The 24,328-nt window shown below is 60.7% G+C and carries 7 protein-coding genes; 4 read left to right on the forward strand and 3 right to left on the reverse strand.

Annotated elements, in window-relative coordinates; genetic code table 11:
• Positions 1–260 precede the first annotated feature (260 nt).
• Both MRBLPB4O_RS21190 and MRBLPB4O_RS21195 read left to right on the forward strand, forming a co-directional pair.
• Positions 261–1,136 (forward strand): DMT family transporter, encoded by an 876-nt coding sequence (locus MRBLPB4O_RS21190; RefSeq protein WP_341796508.1) that lies wholly within the window; start codon positions 261–263, stop codon positions 1,134–1,136.
• 13 nt (positions 1,137–1,149) lie between these two features.
• Positions 1,150–1,608, forward strand: a complete 459-nt coding sequence (locus MRBLPB4O_RS21195; RefSeq protein ID WP_341796509.1) for a DUF4265 domain-containing protein — start codon at positions 1,150–1,152, stop codon at positions 1,606–1,608.
• A gap of 3 nt (positions 1,609–1,611) precedes the next feature.
• Here the strand turns inward: MRBLPB4O_RS21195 and MRBLPB4O_RS21200 are convergent, their stop codons facing one another.
• Together MRBLPB4O_RS21200 and MRBLPB4O_RS21205 are read right to left on the reverse strand one after the other, a co-directional pair.
• Complete coding sequence (locus tag MRBLPB4O_RS21200; protein WP_341796510.1) at positions 1,612–2,493, reverse strand: DMT family transporter; 882 nt, start codon at positions 2,491–2,493, stop codon at positions 1,612–1,614.
• Positions 2,494–2,609: 116 nt separating this feature from the next.
• Positions 2,610–2,771, reverse strand: a complete 162-nt coding sequence (locus MRBLPB4O_RS21205) for a hypothetical protein (protein ID WP_167332716.1) — start codon at positions 2,769–2,771, stop codon at positions 2,610–2,612.
• A 275-nt stretch (positions 2,772–3,046) separates the two neighbouring features.
• Between MRBLPB4O_RS21205 and MRBLPB4O_RS21210 the strand changes: the two genes are divergently transcribed.
• Entirely contained in the window at positions 3,047–3,907 is an 861-nt protein-coding gene (locus MRBLPB4O_RS21210; RefSeq protein WP_341796511.1) for a formylglycine-generating enzyme family protein, read from the forward strand.
• Positions 3,908–4,032: 125 nt separating this feature from the next.
• Positions 4,033–6,495 carry a TonB-dependent siderophore receptor gene (locus tag MRBLPB4O_RS21215; protein ID WP_341796512.1) on the forward strand — a complete coding sequence of 821 codons (2,463 nt, stop codon included), beginning with the start codon at positions 4,033–4,035 and terminating at the stop codon, positions 6,493–6,495.
• A 222-nt stretch (positions 6,496–6,717) separates the two neighbouring features.
• Here MRBLPB4O_RS21215 and MRBLPB4O_RS21220 read toward each other — a convergent pair whose 3' ends face one another.
• Positions 6,718–24,327, reverse strand: a complete 17,610-nt coding sequence (locus MRBLPB4O_RS21220; protein ID WP_341796513.1) for a non-ribosomal peptide synthase/polyketide synthase — start codon at positions 24,325–24,327, stop codon at positions 6,718–6,720.
• Position 24,328: the final 1 nt, after the last annotated feature.

A 24,328-nucleotide genomic window follows, 5' to 3' on the forward strand; every position in this document is an offset into this window, starting at 1 on the left:
GAGTACTGAGCTTAGCCGCCCTTGTGATCATGGGTTAATGCCACACCTCGAAGGCCTGCATGGCCTTTGTAGGAGCAGCCTTGTGCTGCGAAGAGGCCGGTACAGGCGAAAAATACCTGTGCTTGTACCGGCCTCTTCGCAGCACAAGGCTGCTCCTACAAGGGCCGCGCAGAGCGCAATGGATTGCACCGCAAGAAAGCACAAGAATCCCCCCGCCCCCTGGCGTACACTCGCGCCCTGCCCTGTACCCGGAGACCGCCGTGAGCCCCATCGCCCTAGCCCGCCTGCTGACACTTGCTGCCGTCTGGGGGGCGAGCTTTTTGTTCATGCGCATCATCGCCCCCGAGCTGGGCACAGTGCCGACCGCATTCTTCCGTGTATCCATTGCCTGCCTGGGCCTGATCGGCATCGTCGCGGTCGCCCGCGTGCGTTGGGACTTCCAGGGCAAGCTCGGTGCCTGCCTGGTGCTGGGCATGATCAACTCCGGTATCCCGGCCACCTTCTATTCCGTTGCCGCTCAGGTATTGCCAGCCGGCTACTCGGCGATCTTCAACGCCACCACACCACTGATGGGCGTGCTGATCGGCATGCTGTTCTTCCGCGAGCCCATGACCCTGCCCAAGATGTGCGGCATCTTCCTTGGCCTGTTTGGCGTCGGCATCCTCAGCGGCGCCGGCCCGGTGGCGCTGGACATGGCCCTGGTGCAGGGCGCCCTCGCCTGCCTGGCGGCCACCACCTGCTACGGCTTTGCCGGCTTCCTTGCCCGCCGCTGGGTCAGCGGCCTGGACAGCCGCCTTTCGGCACTGGGCAGCATGCTCGGCGCCACCTTGCTGCTAAGCCCGCTGTTCGCCTGGAGCGCGCTCAGCCAGCCGCCTGCCAGCTGGGGCGGCTGGCAGGTGTGGCTATCGCTGTTGGGCCTGGGCCTGTTGTGCACGGCGTTCGCTTATATCCTGTACTTCCGCCTGCTGGAAGAAATCGGCCCGGTAAAGGCCAGCACCGTGACCTTCCTGATCCCGGTGTTCGGTGTATTGTGGGGGGCGTGGCTGCTGGACGAGTCGCTGTCCATGGGGCACCTGTACGGCGGCTTGCTGATTGGCATGGCACTGTGGCTGGTGTTGCGCCCGACGCGCAACTGAAGCGGGGCACACGATGAACAGCGTATACAAGAAGGTCTTGTTCCGCCTGGAACAGGACGAAAACGGCTACCCACCCGCCTCAGTCGAGGGCCTGTGGGCCAAGGCTGTGGAAGGCGGCTATACGGTCGACAACATCCCCTTCCATGTCTACGGCATTGCCCCGGGTGATGTGATTGCCACCCGTGAAGAAAACGGCGAAACCTGGTTCGATGCACTGCGCAGCAGCAGCGGCAGCTCGGTGTTCCGGGTGCTGGTAAAGCCCCCGGAAACCCTGGACCAGGTACGTGCGGCCTTGCAGGACTTCGGCTGCAACTGCGAAACCGAGCAGGCCGTGAAGATGCTGGCTGTCGAGGTCCCGACGCAACGTTCACTCGACACCCTGCTCTACTACCTGCTCACCCAGCGCGAAGCCGGCCTGCTGGACTTCGAGGAAGGCGTATTGCGCCACGCCATCCCCGAAGAGTTCCGCTAGGACTTACGCCTCGGCCAGGCGCGCGACGGGCTTGCGAAACACGAACAGCAGGCCCACCACGATCAACCCCATGCCCAGCAGGCTGAGCGGTGCCAGTCGGTTGCCGAAGATCAGGAAGTCCATCACTGCGGTCACCGCCGGCACCAGGTAGAACAGGCTGGTGACATTGACCAGGTTACCCTTGGCGATCAGCCGATACAGCAGCAACGTCGCCAGCAATGAAACCACCAGGCCCATCCACAGCAACGCGCCGACAAAGCCGCCGGTCCACTCGACATGCAGCGGTTGCAACGGTGCGAACAGCGCGCACATGGCAAAGCCGGCCAGGTACTGCAACGGCAGCGTGCCCATAGGGTTATCGGTGATGCGCTTCTGCAGGATCGAGCCCAGGGTCATGCTGGCCAACGCCAACAGGGCAAACAGCATCCCTGCCAGCGACACCCCGCCCAGGTTGATGCCCTGGTACACCACCATGATCAAGCCGCCCAGCCCCAGACCCAGGCCGAACAGACGGCTCCAGGAGCGTTGGCGCTCCATCAGCACCACGGTCAGGATCGGTTGTACCCCCATGACCGTGGCCATGACGCCAGGGGTGACATGGGTGTTGAGCGCCAGCAAGTAGAAGATCTGGTAGGCGCCGAGCAGCACGCACCCGGTACCCAAGGCGCGCAGAATCGCCCCACGGCTGCGCGGCCAGCGCAGCCCCAGCAGCGGGCCGATCAGCAGCAGGCCGGCCAAGGCCAGCGCCGAGCGCAACAGCAGGAAGGCGAACGGGCTGGCATGCGCCAGGCCCAGCTTGGAGACGATCGCCCCGCTGCTCCACAGCAGGACGAACAGGCTGGTAGTGGCCACCGAGGCCACGGATGCTTTGGTAAAGACAGACATGTATTGCCACCTGATAGTAGGCAGGAAAGCCAAACGGACGGCGTGCGCTTCAGCGAGGGAAGTAGCCGACCGTGTTCAGTAGGTTGCGTGTGCGAAGGGGTTCGGCAAGCAGCCGATCAGCCCAGCACAACCACGCAAGGAGGCGGAGCTACGCCGCCTACGACGCCACTGACAGGTGGTGGGTAGTGACTGATCATGACCGGCTGCTGGCTGCCACGCACGACCATGCCCGCGACTGGCGCGATGGCAAAGCATGTGGTGGAAGGGCTGGCTGGCATGAACAGGTCTTCGGGAAGAGAACAGTGGGTTGGACTATAGCCCGGCGCCACATGGCTGGCAACTACCAGGCCGGCACACTCCTGTGCAGGGGCAGCCTTGTGCTGCGAAGAGGCCATCACTCCCTGCACATATGTATGAGGCAGCACTGGCCCTTTCGCAGCACAAGGCTGCTCCTACACAGGCCACATCCGATTGGCCACTGGTTAATTTTCCACCGCTCCGGCTCGTCTGAATGCGAAACGCAGCACGCATTCACCCGTTCCGAGGATCACCCATGAACGCAAAAGCCTGGCTCTACCGGCCAGCCCAGATCACCTGCCTGCTGCTGGTCAGCGCCTACGCCCACGCCGCCAAGCCCGGCGATATATTCAAGGACTGCAAGGACTGCCCGGAAATGGTCGTGCTACCCCCCGGCAGCTACGTGATGGGCGCCCCCGACGACGAAGTCGGCCGCCAGCCTGACGAAGGCCCGCTGCACACCGTGACCTTCGCCAAGCCCTTCGCCATGAGCCGCTACCAGGTTACCGCCGCCGAGTTGGACGCCTACATCAAGGCCACCGGCACCGTCATCAAGAGCGGCGACGACCGCCCCGGCCGCTGGTGCGAGGCCAGCAAGCCGACCTACAAGCAAGGGCCCCGCCAGCCGGCTGTGTGCGTGGACTACGACGAAGTACAGGCCTACACCCAGTGGCTGGCCAAGACCACCGGCAAGCCCTACCGCATGGTCAGCGAGGCCGAGCGCGAATACGCCGCCCGCGGCGGCTCCACCGGTCCGTTCCCCTTCCCCTTCGACGAGCCGGGCAAGTACGAAATCAGCAAGCACGCCAACACCTACGGCCCTCGCGATGGCTACACCTACACAGCCCCAGTGGGCAGCTACCCGGCCAATGCCTTTGGCATGTACGACATGCACGGCAACGTCTACGAATGGGTTGCCGACTGCTACCACGAAAGCTATGAAGGCGCCCCCGCCGACGGCAGCGCCTGGGTTCAGGACCCGAAATGTATCCGCGCGCACATGCGTGGCAACGACTGGGGCGAGCCGCCAATTTTCTCCCGCTCGGCCAACCGCAATGACCGCCTCAAGACAACCCGCGGCGACTTTCTCGGTTTTCGCGTAGCACGTGAACTGTGAAGTTGTGACGCGGTTAACGCAGCACTGGTGAAAAAAATAGCCAATAAGAATCGTTCCGGTTTTTCACAGGTGCTGCGTCACATAGCTGACATTAAAAAACCCTTCTGCCAACGAGACCGCAATAGATGTCCAAGTCCTTGCCCGGCCCGCTCAACCCGCTTGCAAAAGCGTTACTGATCCGTCATTCCCTTCGGCCCCGGCACGTGTTGTCGCGCGTAGGCCTGGGGCTGGCGTTGTCCACTGCGATGGTTGCCCAGGTGCAGGCGCAGGCGCAGGAATGGGCGCTGGATATTCCCGCGCAGTCGATGAACTCGGCGTTGCAGGCGCTGGCCAAGGAGACGGATACGCAGTTGCTGTACAGCCCGGAGGACATCGGTGGCTTGCAGTCCTCGGCACTTAAGGGCCGTCACGACCTCGCGACATCGCTGCGCATCCTGCTGGGCGGCAGTGGGCTGCGTTATCAGATCGACGGCAATACGGTGACGGTAACGGCGGGCTCTGCCGCAAAGGACGGCCAGGTCGAGCTTTCGGCGACTAACGTCAATAGCGTCGGCCTAGACGCAACCACCGAAGGCACAGGCTCTTACACGACGGGCGTGACAAGCACGGCCACGAAAATGAACCTGTCGCTTCGTGAAACACCGCAATCGATCACCGTTGTCACCCGTCAGCGCATGGATGACCAGCATCTGGGCGCTATTACCGACGTACTGAAACAGACGCCAGGTATCACCATTTCCCAAGACGGCGGGGAACGTTTCAACGTCTATTCGCGTGGCAGCGCCATCGACACCTACCAGTTCGATGGCGTCAATACCAGCCAAGAGAACCAGACGCGCAACATGCCCAGCACACTGTTGGACATGGCGTTGTACGACCGGGTAGAGATCGTCCGCGGCGCCACAGGCCTCATGACAGGGGCAGGCGAACCCGGCGGAGTCATCAACCTGATCCGCAAAAAACCAACCCATGAGTTCAAGTCTTATATCAAGGGCAGCGTAGGCTCCTGGGACAATTACCGCAGCGAAGCCGATGTCTCTGGCCCGTTGACTGAAACTGGCAATGTGCGAGGGCGCATGGTTGCGGCCAAGCAAGACAACCACACATTCATGGACTGGTACGACCAGAAACGCGAAATCTTTTATGGCGTCGTCGAGGCCGATGTGACCGACACGACCCTGGTACGTTTTGGCGTCGACTACCAGAAATACCGCTCAACTGGCTCGCCTGGCGTTCCTTTGCTGTTCACCAATGGCAAGCAGACCGATTTCTCCCGCTCCACCAGTTCTGGCGCACGGTGGATGTACGATGATTTCGAGACCATGAACTACACCGCTACCCTGGAGCAGCAGTTGGTGAACGACTGGAAGCTGCGGGTAGTGGCCAACTACATGGATGTGGACCGAGACGCAGACTTGGGATGGTATCGGAGCACGTCGGGTGTCACTTACCTGAACGAAGCAACCGGTTCGGCAAGCGCCGAGCGGGCCAAGATTTCTGCCGACCAAACGCAAAAAGGCCTGGACGTCAATCTCGCTGGCACCTACGACCTGTTCGGCCGCAGCCATGATCTGGTACTGGGCTACAACTACTCTGAATACGAGAATGACCACCGCTCCCAGACGGGCGGGATCGCCACCTTCAACTTCTACACTTGGGACAACTACCTGGCACGCGACGGCTACCGTCCATCCTTGATTTTCAACATCAAGACACGCCAGAGCGGCTACTACGTGGCCAACCGTTTCAACGTCACCGATGATCTGCACCTGCTGCTTGGTGCCCGAGTTTCGCAGTACACCTACGACTCCGACCTGACATCCCTGATCGCCAACACCAATACGGTCAGCAAGATGCGTGAAACCGGTCAGGTAACGCCGTACGCAGGTTTGATCTATGACCTGACGCCTGAACAATCCGTGTACTTCAGCTACACCGACATCTTCAAGCCGCAAACTTCGATGGACAAGGATGGCAAAGTCCTCGAGCCGGTTGTCGGCAAGAACTACGAAGCTGGCTGGAAAGGCGAGTTCTTCCAGGGCCGGCTTAACACCAGCGCTGCTGTATTCATGGTCGAGCGCGACAATTTTGCCGAACTCGATCCTGGCCAGCTCACTCCAACCGGCTCATCGGCCTATCGCGCAGTCGACGGGGCCAAGACCAAGGGCTTCGATCTTGAAGTCACGGGTGAGATCGCACCGGGCTGGAACGTACAGACAGGTTATAGCCATGCCAAAACCAAGGATGCCGATGGGGAGCGCCTGACCACGCAATTGCCCATGGACACCTTCCGCCTGTGGACCACCTATCACCTCAAAGGCGATTGGGACAAGTTAACGATAGGCGGTGGCGTGAACTGGGATTCGAGCAAATCGCTGACCTTTACCAACATCAACAACGCAAAGGCCAAGGATGACGATTATGCCGTCGTCAACCTCATGGCTCGCTACCAGGTCACCGAACACCTGGCGGCTACCGTCAACGTCAACAACCTGTTTGACGAAAAATACTACTCCGGCATGGCCGGCAGCTACGGTCACTACGGTGCACCACGTAATGCAACACTCGATGTCCGCTACGATTTCTGATCCTGCAAGCCAGTGTGAACAGCGCCCTTCTTCGTGAAGGGCGTTTTTTTTACCCGGTACCGGCAATCAGTATCCGCCAAGGGGCAACAAGCCTGCCCTACCAGGATAGCGGCAGGGCTGCACCCGCAGCCGAAGCAAAAAAAACCTGCGGAATCATCCTTGACGAATGACACCGCAGGTTGCTGAGCCCAGGCAAAGCCCGTGGTTCAGGGGCATGCTCCCTCAGTCACTTACCTTGTCTACCTCTTGCACCATTGTCACCAGGCCATCAATCACTTCCGGGTGTTTGAGGATGTCGTAATGCCCGGCGTTGATAGCCACATTAACGGTACTACGGCGGGTCCAGTACGGGCTGACGGTGTCGCCCGCCCACCAGCATGAGGCCTGTGCCGAGGTGCTCGGCAAACCGCTGATCTGTGAGGACAGCGCCTTTAATCGCATGGCAACGACGAAAGTATGGGCCAACTCGCCGCTGCTGATATCGGCATAGGCCGATTGCTCGCAATGATCGGCGCGCCATTGTTGGACCATTTGTTCCAGGGCAGCCGCCTCGGTATCGACAGGCACCACCCCCGCGGGCAGTTGCTCCTTCGCAATGCCCAGGACCACGCTCAGGAAACCACGCAAATCATTACCCCAGTCGCCTTCAGCCGGTACGACCTCTGGCTTGGGCATGAAGCTGTCAACCAGGCCTAGCGCCGCTACTTGCTGCCCTTGGTTTTCCAGTTCACGAGCAACCATCACCGCCAGTGATCCACCCAGCGACCAACCCATCAGTCGATAAGGGCCCTCAGGTTGTTTCTGGCGGATGTACTGGGCGTAGTCAATGGCCATCGACTCCAGGGAGTCGTCTTCCCAATCACGATCCAGGAACATGCGGCACTGCAAGCCGTAGACACTGCAATGGCCATCCAGGCGACGCGCCAGCGGCTCGTAGTCAAATACCGTGCCGAAGCCTGCGTGCAGGCAGAACAACGGTGTGGCATCGGCCACTCGGCTGTTGAGCAGCAAGAGCGGGTCAAGGTCATTTCCTGCGATAGTGAAGCCCGAAAGTTCGCCAATAGTCGGCTTGGCCATGACATCGCGCAACTTCAACTCGATGGGCAGATCTTCGTGCGCGCGTACCTTGGACAGCATCTTCAGCACCCGCAACGAGTCACCACCAAGCTCGAAGAAGTTGTCGTCGACCCCGACTTGGTCAACCTCCAACACCTCCTGCCAGATACGCGCCAGTACACGCTCGATATCATTGCGTGGTGCCACACGCTTGCGCTGCCCGGTAGCTTCGGGGGCGGGCAGTGCGTTACGGTCGATCTTGCCGTTTGGTGTAAGTGGCATCGACGCAAGCAGGACAACATGTGCTGGCACCATGTAATCGGGCAGCTCGGCACGCATCGCATCACGCAACTGCGCCGACATTACCATCGCGTTTGCTGACACCACATAGCCCACCAGTTGCTTGCCGTTGGCGACCTCGCGGGCCACGACCACCGCATCCTTGACATCAGGAAGGTTGCGCAGACGGGCTTCAATCTCTCCCGGCTCGATACGGAACCCACGGACCTTCAACTGGTTGTCCAGCCTACCGATGAAGTCAATGACCCCATTGGCACGACGGCGTACCCGATCTCCCGTGCGATACAGACGTGAGCCTGGGTTGAACGGGTCTGCGACAAAGCGTTCAGCCGTCAGCGCCGGGCGTTGGTGATAGCCTCGCGCCACCCCCTCGCCACCGATGTAGAGCTCGCCGGCGACGCCGTCAGGCAACGGGTTCAGGTCCTGGTCGAGTACATGCAGGGTACGCAGACCGACCCGTTCACCGATCGGTGCATAGACCGCTTCGCACGACTGCTGCGCCGATACCTTCCACAACAGGGGCGTGACGACCGTTTCTGTCGGCCCGTAGCCATTGGTCAGGTATTGAGGACGCAACGTACGCTTGACCAGCTCGAACAGCGCATCAGGCACGGCATCACCGCCAAAGCAGTAGATTCGCACCGGTGGTGCAGCCTGCGTCGATGCTTCGGCGAATTCTGCCAACTGCTGCAGATAAGCTGGCGGGAAGCAGGCAATATCGATGCGCTGCGCATGCAACACCTGCCAGGTTTCTTCGGCCGTCCACAAACGGTTGTCGCGTACCACGAGGCTGCCACCACTCGACAAGGTCGAGAGCCAGCGTTCCTGAGCACCGTCGAATGCAAACGACATGAACAGCAGCTCGCGGGTCGCTGTATCCATCTCATACAACTGGGCGATAGCCTGGCAATGCATGCGTATCTGCCCATGGCTCACGGCCACACCCTTTGGCTTGCCGGTAGAGCCGGAGGTATAGATCAGGTAAGCCAGGTTGTCATCCTGCACCTGCACCTGCGGCGCGCTGTCAGGTAGTTCAAGACCTGTCAGCAGGTCGAGCTCAACACAGCTGCGAACCTGGGCAAAGCGCTCACGCAAGCCACTGCTGGTGACTAGCAGATGCATGGCGGAGTCTTCGACAATCCACTGCAGACGGTCCTGCGGATAGTCTATATCCAGCGGCACGTAGGCGGCGCCGGTCTTCATCACTGCGAGGAATGCCACGATCACGTCCACTGACCGTTCCAGGGCGATCCCGACCGTGACTTCAGGGCGTGCCCCCAGGCTTGTCAGATGATGCGCCAATCGGTTGGCACGATGATCCAGCTCGGCGTAGGTCAATACCTGCTCACCGCAACTCACGGCCAATGCGTGTGGACGTTCGAAGGCATGCCGCGCGACTTGCCCGGCAAGGTGCAGCATGCTGCTTTCGCCGGCCGGCAGCCGATTACGCGCGACCGTCTGCTGCACCTGGGCCGAAGTGAGCATGCCAAGGCTGCCGATGGCGGCCCGGGGATTATCCAGCATGGCCGTGAGCAAAGACTCGAAGCTACCGCGTATGGCATCGGTGGCCGCTTGGGTGAAGCGGCTTCGCAGGTAGAGGAACTCGACCGACAAGGTCTCGCTCAGGTGTACGGCCAGGTCCATGGCGAAGTTGGTCACATCACGGTTGCTGACTTCACCGAACCGCAGGGTGCTATCGGCGCTTTCGCGCAAACGCTCATCCACGGGGTAGTTTTCAAAGACCACGATACTGTCGAACAACGCCTGCCCCGGTTGCCCGGCCCAGCGTTGTACGTCCGCCAGCGCTGCATGTTCATGGTCGCGCAACTCCAAATTGTAGGCCTGCAATTGTTGCAACCAGTCAGACACCACTACGTCCGGTTGTGGAGCCTGGACCACGGGCAGGGTATTGATGAACAGGCCCAGCATTTCATCCGAACCCGCCAGTCCCGCCGGCCGCCCCGCAACCGTTGCGCCGAAGCAGACGCTGGACTGGCCGGTATAGCGTTGCAGCAATAACAGCCAGGCGGCCTGAATGAGGGTGTTCGGGGTTACCCGCAAACGCTGTGCCTGCTGGCGCAGGCGCGAGGTCTTCGCGGCATCCCAGTGCAGGTACAACGCATCGTGACCCTCAAGTTTGCTGTCGGCATACGGGGCAACCGTCCCTGCCAACAGGGTCGGGCTTTCGAGTTCGCGAAGCTTGCCCGACCAGAACGCCTGCAATGCAGCCTGCGGCTGGCGGGCGAGCCAGCGAATGTACTCTGCAAAGCGCGTGACCGGCACACTCGACCCTTGACCGTGGTAACACTGCAGAACTTCACCCAGTAGGCGCGAGTTGCTCCAGCCGTCCATGAGGATATGGTGTCGCGTCCAGATCAGATGCAAACGCTCATCGTCGAGCCTGACCAGTGTCAGTCTCATCAATGGCGCACTCATCAGATCGAAACCTTGCGCCGTTTCATCCGCTGCCAAGGCTTGCAGATCGTCAGTGCTCACCTCACGCCCACGCCAGTCCAGGACCCGCGTTGGCAATTCGGCCTGGCGGTGCACCACCTGAAGTGGCTCGGCCAGCATGGGTGAAAGCCAGAACCCGGTGCGCAAAATGTCATGACGCACGATCACCTGATTCCAGGCCGTAATGAAACGATCAATCTCGAGCCCGGCCACTTCCACCGAGGTCTGATTGATGTACAGCCCGCTCTCCGATCCCTGCAGGGTATAGAACAACATCCCTTGCTGCATCGGCGACAACGGATAGATATCAGCGACCTGTTGAACAGGTACTGGCAAGCTGTCCAGTTGAGATTGGTTCAGGCCAGCGAGCGGGAAGTCCGAAGGTGTGACACCGGTGTGCTGTTGAAGGCAGCAATGCTCGATCAATGCGTTGAGTTCGGTCACATAGTCATCGGCCAAGCGCTGCAGTGTGGCCGGCGCGAACCGATCCCGGCTGAAGCTCCAGTTCAACTTGAGCTCACCGCCGTATACCTGGCCATTTATCGTTAGCATGCTTGCCAGTGGCGCGGACTTATCCTGAGGTGCCCCTGGGTATTCCTTGGCCGGCACGAATAGAGCAGAGGATGCATCAAAGCTACCATCGAACTGGCCAAGGTAATTGAACACGACTTCGCCATGCGGTAGCTGCACCAACGTATTGCGTGCCTGCTCATCGCCCAGGTAACGCAGCAGCCCATAACCCATGCCCTTGTCCGGCACCGCCCGAAGTTGCTCCTTGATCGCCTTGATCGAATCCCCCATGCCACGCTGTGGGTGCAGGTTTACCGGGTACATGCTGGTGAACCAACCCACCGTCCGGCTGAGGTCGATACCCTCGAACAAGTCTTCACGACCATGACCTTCCATGCGAACCAGCAGCTGCGGATGTGCAGTCCAGCGGCAAACCACTCGGGCCAATGCAGTCAGCAACAGGTCGTTGATCTGGGTGCGGTATGCCGCAGGAGCAACCTGAAGCAGTTGACGTGTGCGCTCACGGTCCAGACAGCTGCTGACCGAGGCAGCGTGTTTTTGCAGATTGCCGCCTTGCGGGTTGTCGCACGGCAGCGCATCGCTCGTACCTTGCAACTGCGCCTGCCAGTAGTCCATTTGCGCCACTAGCTGCGGGCTCGCCGCGTAGTCCCGCAATTGCTGCCCCCAGGCTTTGAACGAACTGGTCTTCTCCGGCAGGTTCAGCGGTTGACCGTCCCGCAGCGCCAGGTAAACCTGTTGCAGATCTGCTAGCAGTACGCGCCACGAGACACCGTCAACGACCAGGTGGTGGATCACCAGCAGCAGGCGTTGCCCACCGTCGGCCAGGTCGATGAGCACTGCGCGCAAGAGTGGCCCCTGCTCAAGGTTCAAGCTGCGCTGCGCCTGCTCGGTCACCAGCGACAATTGGCTGGCATCCGTTACCGAACGCGTCCACAGCAATGCTTGGGGAGCCTCCTTGAACGCCGCATGCCAGCCGCTTTCGCTTTGGTCGAAACTCAAGCGCAATGCATCGTGATGCTCCACCAGCGCGGACAATGCGGCACCCAAGGTTTCGCTATGCAGTATTTCACTCGGCTGCAACAGTACGGACTGGTTCCAGTGCTGACGCTGAGGGATGTCTTCGGCGAAGAACCATTGTTGGATCGGAGTCAATGGCATGCTGCCAGAAACCTTCCCTTGATCGACAGCACTACGCACGTTGCGTCGCGCGATCGCCGCCAACCTTTGGACCGTCTGGTTTTCGAACAACTCTTTGGGTGTGAACTGAATGTCCTGCAGACGTGCACGGCTTACCACCTGCAACGAAATGATGGAATCGCCACCTAGCTCGAAGAAGTTGTCGGTCAGACCGACCCTCTCCAGTTTCAGCACATCCGCCCAGATCGCCGCTAACTGCTGCTCCAGCTCGCTTTGCGGCGCAACGTATTCACCCTGCAACTGGCTGGCATCCGGCTGCGGCAGGGCCTTGCGGTCCAGTTTGCCGTTCGGTGTCACTGGCAGCTTGTCGAGCAGCAACAAGTGAGCCGGCACCATGTAATCCGGCAAACCGGCCTTGAGCGCCTCACGCAGGCTGTCGCGCAGCGCGCTTTCATCTTGCGTGTTGTCGACAGGCACCACATAGCCCACCAACTGCTTGCCGCTCGGTCCGTCCTGCGCCAGCACCACCGCTTCCTGCACGCTCGGCAGTTCCAGCAGGCGCGCTTCGATCTCGCCGAGCTCAATCCGCAAACCGCGGATCTTCACCTGATGGTCGATACGACCGGCGTAGTCGATCACGCCGTCGGCGCGGTAGCGCGCCAAGTCACCGGTGCGGTACAGGCGCCCGCCGTTATCACTGAACGGGTCCGGCACGAAGCGTTCGGCGGTCAGCGATGGGCGCTGGTGGTAGCCGCGAGCCAGGCCGACCCCGCCCAGGTACAGCTCGCCCGCACTGCCGCGCACGGCTGGCTGCAGGCTGCCTTCCAGGATGTGGGTCTTGAGATTATCGATCGGCTGGCCGATCGGCACGCTGATGCTTTCGTCCGGCTGGCAGGTCCAGTGGGTCACGTCGATGGCCGCTTCGGTCGGGCCGTACAGGTTGTACAGGCCCGCTGCCGGCAGGCGTTGCAGGGTTTGACGCGCCAGCTCGGCCGGCAGTGCTTCACCGCTGCACACCACGCGCTTGAGGGTGGTGCAGCTTTCGACCGCTTCGTGGGTCATGAACGCCTGCAGCATCGACGGTACGAAGTGCAGGGTGCTGATGCCATGGTGGTTGATGGTGTCGACCAGCAGTTGCGGGTCGCGGTGCGCCCCTGGCTGGGCCACCACCAAGCGCGCGCCGGTCATCAACGGCCAGAAGAATTCCCACACCGACACGTCGAAGCTGAACGGGGTTTTCTGCAGCACGCTGTCGCTGGCGTCCAGGCCGTAGGCCTTCTGCATCCACCACAGGCGGTTGACCAGGGCCTGGTGACTGTTGCCGGCACCTTTCGGGCGGCCGGTGGAGCCGGAGGTGTAGATCACGTAGGCGAGGTTCAGCGGCGCCACATCGACGGCCGGGTTGGCATCGCTGAAGCCGCTGAGGTCTTCGACATCCAGGTCCAGGCTGCGCAGGCCGGCCGGAATCGGCAGGTTGTCACGCAGATGCGACTGGGTCAGCAGCAAGGCGATACCGCTGTCTTCAAACATGTAGGCCAGGCGGTCCTGTGGGTACTCCGGGTCCAGCGGCACGTAGGCGCCGCCTGCCTTCACAATCCCCAGCAAGCCAATGACCATCTCCAGGCTGCGCTCCATGGCGATGCCCACCAGCGCATCCGGGCCAACGCCTAGTTCGCGCAGCTTGTGCGCCAGTTGGTTGGCACGGCGGTTGAGCTCAGCGTAGCTCAGAGCCTGCTCGCCAAACACCAGTGCCGGAGCGTCCGGGGTGGCGAATACCTGAGCTTCGATCAACGAATGAATGCTGCGCTCGTTCGGATAGGCCGCTTGGGTGTGGTTCCAGCCTTCGATCATCAGTTGCCGTTCTGCCTGGGCCAGCATTGGCAGTTCACCGACCAGTGCATCAGCGTTTTCAGTTAGCGCCTCAAGCAGGTTGCTGAAGTAGCCCGCCAAACAGTCAATGGTGTCGTCGCTCCACAACGTACGGTCATGGCTGTACTGCATCGACAGGGTCGCGCCCAGTTCCACCACCAGGGTCAGCGGGTAGTTGGTCTGCTCCTGTACGGCCACCTCGCCAAAGCGCAGGCCACCGGGCGCGCCTTGTTGCAGCGCCTCGGACACCGGGTAGTTCTCGAACACCAGGATGCTGTCGAACAGCGCGTCACCGCCCTGCCCCGCCCAGCGCTGCACGTCGTACAGCGGGGTGTGCTCGAATTCGCGCACAGCCAGGTTGCCAGCCTGCACCTGGCCGATCCACTCGGCTACAGTCTGCTCGGCACGCGGTGCACCGATCACCGGCAGGGTGTTGATGAACAGGCCAATCTGCTCTTCCACGCCGGGCAGGTCTGCCGGGCGGCCGGCGACCGTGGCGCCGAAGCACACGCTGGCCTGGCCGGTGCAACGCTGCAACAGCAGCAGCCAGGCCGATTGCACCAAGGTGTTGACCGTGACCCGGTTGGCCCGGGCGAAGGCTTCGATGCGTGCGGTCTGCTCGCGGTCGAAGGCCAGGCGACGGTCGCCGTAGCCGCTGCCGCCAGCACCTGCGCTGCCGGCGATGGCCTGAGCCAAACGGGTCGGCTCATCGAGGGAAGCCAGCTGGGCCTTCCAGAAGGCTTCTGCCACGGCGGCATCCTGGCCTTGCAGCCAGGCTATGTAGTCACGGTAATGAGTGGCCTGCGCTTGTGGCACCACCCCGGCATAGCGTTGCAGCACTTCACCCAGCAAGCGCGAGGTGCTCCAGCCGTCCATGAGGATATGGTGGTTGGTGTAGATCAGCTGGTGGCTGTCATCGCCCGTGCGTACCAGTACCAGGCGCAGCAATGGCGCTGCGGCCAGGTCAAAGCCGCGCTGGCGCTCGCCTTCGGCCAACGCCTGCAAGGCCTGCTCCAGCGCCGGTTGGCCGCGCCAGTCGTGCTCGCTGAATGGCAGCTCGACCGTCTTGCGTACCACCTGCACCGCCTGGTCCAGCTCGCCCTGCATGAGGAAGCCGGTACGCAGGATGTCGTGGGCATCGAAAGTGGCCTGCCAGGCCTGCTTGAAGCGCTGCACATCCAGCCCGTGCACGTCCACGCGCAGCTGGTTGATGTAGTTGCCGGCCTGTTGGTCAAACAACGTGTGGAAGAGCATGCCTTGCTGCATCGGCGCCAACGGATAGACATCGGCGATCTCGGCGGCAGGCAGCGGCAGGCTGTCCAGTTGTGCCTGGGTCAGCCCGGCCAGCGGGAAGTCCGAAGGTGTAACACCATGATGCTCCGCCTTACAACAATGAGTAATCACAGCCTTGAGTTCCTGGGCGAGTTCATCGGCCAGGTATTGAACCGTCGACTCCTCGAACACTTCCCGGCTGAAGGTCCAGCTCAGCTTCAGCTCACCAGCATAAACCTGGCCATTGATGGCCAGGAGGCTGCTCAGAGGCGTGTTTTCATCCTGGCCTTCACCACATCGCTCGGTTGCCGGAACCAGGAATGCCGCCTCATCTGCAAAGCTGCCATCGAACTGCCCGAGGTAGTTGAAAACGATATCTCCTTGAGGCAACAGCTCCAGCGCACGCTGCTGTTCCTCCCCCCCAAGGTAACGGAGTACGCCATAACCTACGCCCTTGTCTGGCACAGCCCGGAGTTGTTCCTTGACAGCCTTGATCGAGGCAGCCATTTGCGTGATGGGCTTCAACTTCACCGGGTAAATGCTGGTGAACCACCCGACCGTTCGGGTTACATCGATGTCGTCGAACAGGTCTTCGCGCCCATGCCCTTCCAGCCGGATGACCACCTCAGGTTGCCCGATCCAGCGGGCAACAACCCGGGCCAATGCAGTCAGCAGCAGGTCGTTGATCTGCGTGCGGTAAGCCGCAGGGGCTTCCTGCAACAGCTGGCGGGTATATGTCGGGTCGAGCTGGGTCGCCACCGAAGTGGCATATTTGGCCAGGTTGCGGCCCGCGGCATGATCCACTGGTAATGGGGCACTTCCGATGCCTTGCAAGCTGGCTTGCCAGTAGGCCATTTCACGTTGCAGTTCAGCACTACCCGCATACGCATGCAGGCGCTGCGACCAAGCCTTGAAGGCGCTTGTCTTGGCTGGCAGTTTCACAGGCTGCCCGGCGTTGACTGCCTGGTAAGCCTGCTGCAAGTCTTCAAGCAGTACTCGCCAGGACACGCCATCCACCACCAGATGGTGGATGGCCAACAACAGCCGTTGGCTGGCATCGGGCAACGTCACCAGCAACACGCGCAACATCGGCCCATGCTCCAGGCTCAAACTTCGCTGCGCCTCGTTGGCGAGCGCATGGAGCTGTTCGACACTTTCAAGAGCGCGTTGCCAAATGACCGCCTGCGCCTGCTGGGGAGCAAAGTGTGCCGACCAGTCGCCCTCGGTACACTCAAAGCGCAAACGCAACGCATCGTGATGGTCGAGCAAGGCTTGCAGGGCAGTGGTGAGGGTGGACATATCCAGAGGCGCGCCCGGACGCAAAAGCACCGACTGGTTCCAGTGGTGCCGCGCAGGTATCTCTACCGCAAAGAATCGCCGTTGTACCGGCGTCAAGGGCATGCTTCCGGTTACCGGCCCCTGGTCTATAACCAGGCCCGTCGAACGCCGGGCTACCGCTGCCAGCGCCTGCACGGTTTGATGCTCGAACAACTCCTTGGGTGTGAATTGCACGCCCGCCAGGCGGGCACGGCTGACGACCTGAAGCGAGATGATCGAATCCCCGCCCAGCTCGAAGAAGTTGTCTGTCAGCCCCACCTTTTCGAGCTTCAAGACATCCGCCCAGATGGCAGCGAGCTGTTTCTCCAGCTGCGATTGCGGCGCCACGTAATCTGCCTGCAGAAGGCTGGCGTCGGGCTGCGGCAGCGCCTTGCGGTCCAACTTGCCATTTGGAGAAAGCGGCAGTTGCTGCAAAAACATCAGGTGCGTTGGAACCATGTAGTCAGGCAGGCTCGCTTTGAGGATGCTACGAAGCGCATCGCGCAGCTCTGCCAACTGCCCGTCATCGATCTCAGGCCCGGCCGAGGGGGCAGGCACTACATAGCCAACCAGTTGATGGCCCTGCGGGCCAGGTTGCGCCACCACCACGGCGTGGAGAACGCTTGCATGCTCCTGCAAGCATGCCTCGATTTCACCGAGTTCGATCCGGAAACCTCGGATCTTCACCTGATGGTCGATCCGGCCCACATACTCCACTGCACCGTCGACGCGATAGCGGGCCAAGTCACCCGTACGATAAAGCCGGTCACCGCTGTGCTGTGCGAACGGATCGGGAACAAAACGTTCGGCGCTGAGCAGCGCCTTGCGATGGTAGCCCCGCGCCAGCGCCTTGCCACCAATATAGAGCTCACCGCAGACACCAACAGGTACAGGCTGCAACCCTGCGTCAAGAATCAGAATGCGTGTATCAGGAAGCGCATTACCGATCTCGACATCGCCATTTCTTGCACTCAAAGCCTGGCTGTGAGTCGCGTTGATGGTTGCCTCCACCGGCCCATAGCGGTTGTAGATCTGCACATGCGGCAGGCACTCAAGGGCCTTGTTCAGCAAGTCACTGGACAACGCCTCCCCGCCTGAAAACAGGCGTTTGAGGCTGTGGCACTGGGCCAGCCCCTCGGCCTCCAGGAAGTTTCTGAGCATGGAAGGAATAAAGTGCAGGGTGGTCACGCCATGGGTACGAATCAGCTCGATCAACAACGCCGGATCACGTTGATCACCCTGACGGGACAACAGCAACCTGGCACCACAGGTCAGCGGCCACAACAGCTCCCACACCGATACATCAAAGCTGAACGAGGTCTTTTGCAGCACCACGTCGTCTTCCCCAAGCGCATAGGCCGCTTGCATCCATAACAAGCGGGAGCAAAGTGCCTGCTGATCAATACCAGCACCTTTCGGCCTACCCGTGGACCCTGATGTATAGATCATGTAGGCAAGGTTGCCGGGTTCGGTCACGTTTGGCAGATTGCCAGGGGCCTCAGCCATGCGAAGCGCGCCATGGTCGACCAACACGCATTCAACCTGATCGGGCACCGGCAGTTTCGCCTGGCAGGCGTGGTTGGTCAGCAGCAAATGCACGCCGCTGTCTTCAAGCATGTAGGTCAGGCGCTCACGCGGGTATTCCGGGTCCATAGGCACATAAGCGCCCCCGGCCTTCAGAATCGCCAGCAAGCCCACGACCAGGTCCAGGCCTCGCTCCATGGCGATGCCCACCAGCACATCAGGGCCAACGCCCAGCGCACGTAGCTCATGGGCCAACTGATTGGCCCGGTCGTTCAACCCCTGATAAGTGAGCGATTCATCGGCAAAGCGCACAGCTTGTGCCTGTGGAGTCCGTGCCACCTGCGCCTCGATCAAGGCACTGACGCTGAGCCCGTCCGTGGCGGTTGGCTGGCAACGGTTCCATTGCTCGACTACCAGGCGCTGCTGCTGTTCATCAAGCAGCGGCAACTCACTCACCGGCCTGTTCGCATCCTCGACCAACGCCTGAAGTACATTACGCAGATGCCCGGCAACACCTTGAATGGCAATTTCATTCCACAACGCACGATCATAGGTGTAGCGGATGGAAAGTACGTTGCCCAGCCCTACTGCCACGCTCAACGGGTAGTTGGTTTGCTCGACATTGTCTACCTCGCCAAAACGAAGGCCGCTGGGCGCCCCCTGTTGCAGGGCTTCGGAAACGGGATAGTTCTCGAACACCAGGATGTTGTCGAACAGCGCTTCCCCCCCAGCGCCGGCCCAGCGCTGGATCTCATAAAGCGGTGTGTGCTCCAGTTCGCGCATGGCCAGGTTGTTTGCTTGAACCTGGTTGATCCATTGCCCGACCGTCTGTTCGCTGCGCGGCGAGCCAACAACTGGCAACGTGTTGATGAACAGCCCGATCTGCTCTTCGACGCCTGGCAGGTCAGCCGGGCGCCCGGCCACCGTGGCACCGAAACAAACGGTGTCCTGGCCGGTATAGCGTTGTAGCAAGAGCATCCAGGCCGATTGCACCAAGGTGTTCACGGTGACTCGATTGGTGCGGGCGAACGCTTCGATTCGAGCGGTCTGCTCCCGGTCAAAAATGTCATGCAGCGCAGCGTGGCCTGATGGTCGACCGTCTACGGGCAAACGCACAGCCTGAGCCAGGCGTGTAGGTTGTTGCAGGTTGGCCAACTGGCCTTTCCAGAAGGTCTCGGCAGCATTGCCATCCTGGCGTTGCAACCAGCCGATGTAATCGCGGTAATGCGTGGTACTGCTAGCCCGCCAATTGCCGGTGTAACGCTGGAGCACTTCGCCCAGCAGGCGCGAAGTACTCCAGCCATCCATCAGAATATGATGGTGGGTATAGATGAAGTGGTACTGATCGGCGCCGGTACGCACCAGCACCAGCCGCAACAACGGTGCTGCATCCAAGGGGAAGCCTCGCTGCCGCTCTCCCTCGGCCAATGCCTGTAGCGCGTGCTCGCGCGCAGGCTGCCCGCGCCAGTCATGCTCTTCGAAAGGTAGCGCAACGCTACGGCACACCACCTGTACTGCCTGGTCAAGATCGCCTTCCCAGATAAAGCCAGTGCGCAGAATACCGTGCGCCTGCAAGGCGGCCTGCCAGGCTTGCTTGAACGGCTCGACCTGCAGGCCTTCCACATCTACGCGCAGCTGGTTGATGTAGTTACCAGCATTTTGCTCATAAAGCGTGTGGAACAACATGCCCTGCTGCATCGGCGACAGGGGGTAGATATCAGCCACCTGGGCGGCATCGATCGGCAAGCTGTCCAGCTGCGCCTGGTTGAGTGCAGCCAGCGGGAAATCGGACGGCGTCATGCCATGATGCCTTGCATCACAGCAGTAGCTGATCAGTTGCTTGAGTTCCTCGACATATTCTTGCGCCAGACGCTGTATGGTCGACTCGTCAAACAGTTCGCGGCTGAACGTCCAGCCCATTTTCAGTTCGCCAGCGTAAACTTGACCATTGAGTGCCAACAGGCTACCCAAGGCGGCGTCTTCGCTTTGATTCGCCCCACCATACTCCCTGGCAGGTCGGAACAAGGTATTTTCATCTGCGAAACTGCCATCGAATTGACCCAGGTAGTTGAAGACGATTTCGCCCTTTGGCAACTGCGCAAGGATGTCCTGGCTTTCATCGCTTCCCATGTAACGCAGCAGACCATAGCCAATGCCCTTGTCAGGCACCGCGCGCAACTGCTCCTTGATGGTCTTGATCGTGCTGTCGAGTTGCGGCTGCACGTCCAGTTTCACCGGGTAGATACTAGTAAACCACCCCACGGTCCGCGTCAGGTCAATCTGATCGAAAACATCTTCCCTGCCATGGCCCTCAAGCCGCACCAGCACCTGAGAACGCCCGGTCCAGCGAGAAATGACACGGGCGAGGGCCGTCAGCAGCAAATCATTGATCTGGGTGCGGTAGGCAGCCGGGGCCTCATGCAAGAGTTTGTGAGTCCACTGCGCATCCAGGTGGGAGCTGGCATAAGCAGCATCCCGTTGGAGATTGCCGCCCTGCGGATTGTCAACAGGCAAGGCATCGTCTGCATCACACAGGTGATCCTGCCAATAGGCCAATTCTTGCGCCAGATCATCACTCTTGCCGTAGCGTTGCACCTGCTCGGCCCACGCTTTGAAGGAGCTGGTCTTGGCCGGCAAGGCTACCGGCTGGCCTGCTGCAAGAAACTGGTATGCCCCTTGCAGATCCTCCAGCAACACGCGCCATGACACACCATCCACCACCAGATGATGGACAACCAGCAACAGTCGCTGGGCGCCGTCGGCAAGCGTTACGAGCACTGCCCTCAACAACGGGCCGCAAAGGGTAAAGCTGGCCTGAGCTTCATCAGCCAGGCGCGAAAGCGCCTCAATATCGTCGACTGAACGATCCCACAGAACATCATGGGCATCCACGTCCAAGAAGGTGCCTTGCCATTGCCCTGCTACCTGATCGAAACCCAGGCGCAGGGCATCATGGTGCTGTAACACGCAGCCCAACGCTGCACTCAGCCGCTGGGCATCAATCTGTTCACTGGGTGCCAACAGTACAGACTGATTGAAGTGATGTGGTCGGGTAATCGCCTGATCGAAGAACCAGTGCTGCACCGGCGTCAGGGGCATGGAGCCCGTGACAACGCCCTGATCGATAGCCAGGTTGTCAGCAAGCCGGGCAACCGATGCCAAGCCCTGCACTGTCTGGTACTGGAACAGCTGCTTGGGCGTGAACTGGACGCCAGCCTGCCGCGCCCGGCTGACCACCTGCAAGGAAATGATCGAATCGCCGCCCAGCTCGAAGAAGTTATCGGTAATACCCACTTTTTCAAGCTTCAGCACGCTGGCCCATACCGCTGCAATTTCACGTTCCAGCTCCGAACGGGGCGCTACATGGCTGGCCTGGAAATGGCTGACATCGGGCTGCGGTAGCGCCTTGCGATCCAGTTTGCCGTTAGGGGTCAATGGCAGTTTGGCAAGGAACAGCAACTGTGCCGGTACCATGTACTCCGGCAGGTTTTGCTTGAGCCGGGAACGCAATGCATCACGCAGCGACGATTGTTGCGCGGGCGTGCCCGTCAGCGCTTCATCAACCGGCACGACATAACCCACTAGTTGCTTGCCAGACGGGCCATCCTGCGCCAGCAGGACCGCTTCGCGTACAGTCTCATGGGCCTGTAGCCGCGCCTCGATCTCACCCAGCTCGATACGGAAACCGCGGATTTTCACCTGATGATCGATACGGCCGACATATTCAATCAAGCCACCCGCCTGATAACGGGCCAGGTCGCCGGTACGGTACATGCGGCCGCCACCCTGCTCGTCGAACGGGTCTGGAATGAAACGTTCGGCAGTCAGCCCCGGACGCCCCAGATAGCCACGCGCCAAGCCTGCCCCGGCCATGTAAAGTTCACCGTTCACGCCCACCGGCACTGGCGCAACAGCATCACTCAGCAGATAGACCGAACTGTTGGCGATGGGTCGGCCAATATTGGCTTTGCCATGGGCTGCACGAAGCGTGAAGGTTGAATACGTAGTGTCTTCCGAAGGGCCGTAAAGGTCATACACCTGCTGAACATGCCCGGTGGCGTACAGGTCGTCGACCAACGACTGCTTCAAGGCTTCCCCGGCCAGGTTGATAGTGCGCACGGTAGCCGGCAAGCCTCCGGTCTCGTGCAGCATCTTGATCGCTGACGGCACGGTATTGATCAGTTGCACACGCTCTTTGGCTGCCAGATGAGGCAACTCCAGGGCGTTGGCCGCCAGAACCACATAGCCGCCAGCCGACAACGTGACAAACAGCTCCCATACCGACAGGTCGAAGCAGATCGACGTGGAAGCAAGCACACCGCACAGATCCTGCTGGCTGTAAACACCATGTGCCCAGCCGATCAGCGCAGTAACGTTGCGGTGCTCGATCAGCACGCCCTTGGGCTTACCCGTGGAACCTGAGGTGTAGATGCTGTACGCCAGGTTGCCCGGCTGTGTGATGCAAACCGGGTCAGTGGTGGGGTAGGACGCCAAGGACAACTGGTCAAGCAACAACGTCCTGGCATGAAACTCCTCGGGCATGCGCGCAAGCAGGTGCGATTGGGACAACAGCAATATCGACTGGCTGTCCTTGAGCATGTACTCAATGCGGTCCTGTGGATATTCCGGGTCAAGCGGCACGTAGGCGCCGCCGGCCTTGAGAATGGCCAACAGGCCAACGACCATGTCCGGGGTACGCTCCATGGCGATACCTACCAGCACATCCGGACCTACGCCTTGCTGCCGGAGCCTGTGCGCCAGCTGGTTGGCACGCTCGTTAAGCTGTGCATAGCTCAGCTCCTGCTCAGCGAAAAGCAATGCCGGTGCGTCAGGCGTTGCCTTTGCCTGGGTCTCGAACAACTGGTGCATGCATTGATCGGCGTGATAATCCGCCTGCGTGCTGTTCCAGTCACGAAGGACGCGTTGCAGTTCCTGGCCGTCAAGCATCGACAGGCCCGCCACAGGCTGGTTCGGTTGCGTCACGATACTGGCAAGGAGGTTCACCCAGTGTGCGGCCATGCGTTCGATGGTAGGTGCATCGAACAGGTCGGTTGCGTAGGTCAATGCTGCGCTGATGCCAGACTCATGATCAAAGGTGTCCAGTGCCAGATCAAACTTGGCGATATGGCTGCCCCAGGCCAGTTCCTCCATCACCAGCCCGGGAAGGGTGCGAGCGGTGTCTTGGCGGGTTTGCGACTGGTGGTTGTACATCACCTGGAACAACGGGCTCAGGCTTAGGCTCCGCTCAGGCTGCAACGCCTCGACCAGTTGCTCGAACGGCAGGTCCTGATGCGCTTGGGCACCGAGGGCACGCTGCCTGACCTGCTCCAGCAGTTCGGCAAAGGTGATGTTCAACCCAAACTCGGCACGCAATACTTGGGTATTGACGAAGAAGCCTGCCAAACGCTCCGTCTCCACACGGTTGCGGTTGGCGATGGGTACACCCACGCGTATATCCGACTGCCCCGAATAGCGATGCAGCAACGTCTGGAAGCTGGCCAGCAGCAACATGAAGGGTGTAACACCTTGCTGCTGCGCCAACCGTTTGAGCGAGGAGGTAAGCTCGGCAGGCAGTGGGATTTCCAGCCGCGCGCCTTGCTGGCTATGGAGGGCCGGACGAGGACGGTCTGTCGGCAGCTCCAGCACAGGCTGTTCGTCGCCCAGTTGAGCTTGCCAGTACTCCAGTTGCCGGTCCTTTTCACCGGCCTCCATCCACGCTCGTTGCCAGATGGCGTAGTCGGCGTACTGAATGGGCAGCGGGGGCAGCTGGATGTCATGCCCTTGGCTGGCCCCCTCGTAAAGCCGAAGCAGGTCTTCGACCATCACCGGCATCGACCAGCCGTCTGCAACGATATGGTGCAACGTGAGCACCAGTACGTGCTCTTGGGGAGCGAGTTTCAACAGCTTGGCACGCAACAGCGGCCCATGCTGCAGATCGAAGGGTTGCCGGGCCTCAGCTTCCAGGCAAGCTTGCAAGATGCCCGGCTCCTGAGACGCCACAGATTCCACGGCAAGTTCGAACTTCAAGCTTGCATGAACAACCTGTACCGCCTGCTCATCTTCCAGGCTGAACGTGGTACGCAGGATTTCATGGCGGCCGATCAGGACCTCGAAGCTGCGCTGCAAAGCGGCGATGTCCAGCTCGCCGCTGAACCTCAGGGCCGCTGGGATGTTGTAGGCCGAACTTTGCGGCTCCAATTGCCAGAGAAACCATTGCCGCTGCTGAGCATAGGAAAGCGGCAACCATTCTGCGTTCTGACGTGTCTGCGGAATTGGGAGCTGAGCCAGGCTCATGCCTTTTGATGCAAGTTTCTCCAGAAACAGCTTGCGCTGCGCCGAAGGCAGCCCGATAAAGCGCTGTACCAGTTCCATG

It is taken from the genome of Pseudomonas sp. LPB4.O (genome assembly GCF_038383825.1).
Lineage (GTDB): Bacteria > Pseudomonadota > Gammaproteobacteria > Pseudomonadales > Pseudomonadaceae > Aquipseudomonas > Aquipseudomonas putida.

Bases quoted from the DNA above. Each gene is read 5' to 3' on its own strand.
- MRBLPB4O_RS21220 (WP_341796513.1), bottom strand. From the start codon at position 24,327: ATGGAACTGGTACAGCGCTTTATCGGGCTGCCTTCGGCGCAGCGCAAG.
- MRBLPB4O_RS21200 (WP_341796510.1), bottom strand. From the start codon at position 2,493: ATGTCTGTCTTTACCAAAGCATCCGTGGCCTCGGTGGCCACTACCAGC.
- MRBLPB4O_RS21195 (WP_341796509.1), top strand. From the start codon at position 1,150: ATGAACAGCGTATACAAGAAGGTCTTGTTCCGCCTGGAACAGGACGAA.
- MRBLPB4O_RS21210 (WP_341796511.1), top strand. From the start codon at position 3,047: ATGAACGCAAAAGCCTGGCTCTACCGGCCAGCCCAGATCACCTGCCTG.
- MRBLPB4O_RS21215 (WP_341796512.1), top strand. From the start codon at position 4,033: ATGTCCAAGTCCTTGCCCGGCCCGCTCAACCCGCTTGCAAAAGCGTTA.
- MRBLPB4O_RS21205 (WP_167332716.1), bottom strand. From the start codon at position 2,771: ATGCCAGCCAGCCCTTCCACCACATGCTTTGCCATCGCGCCAGTCGCG.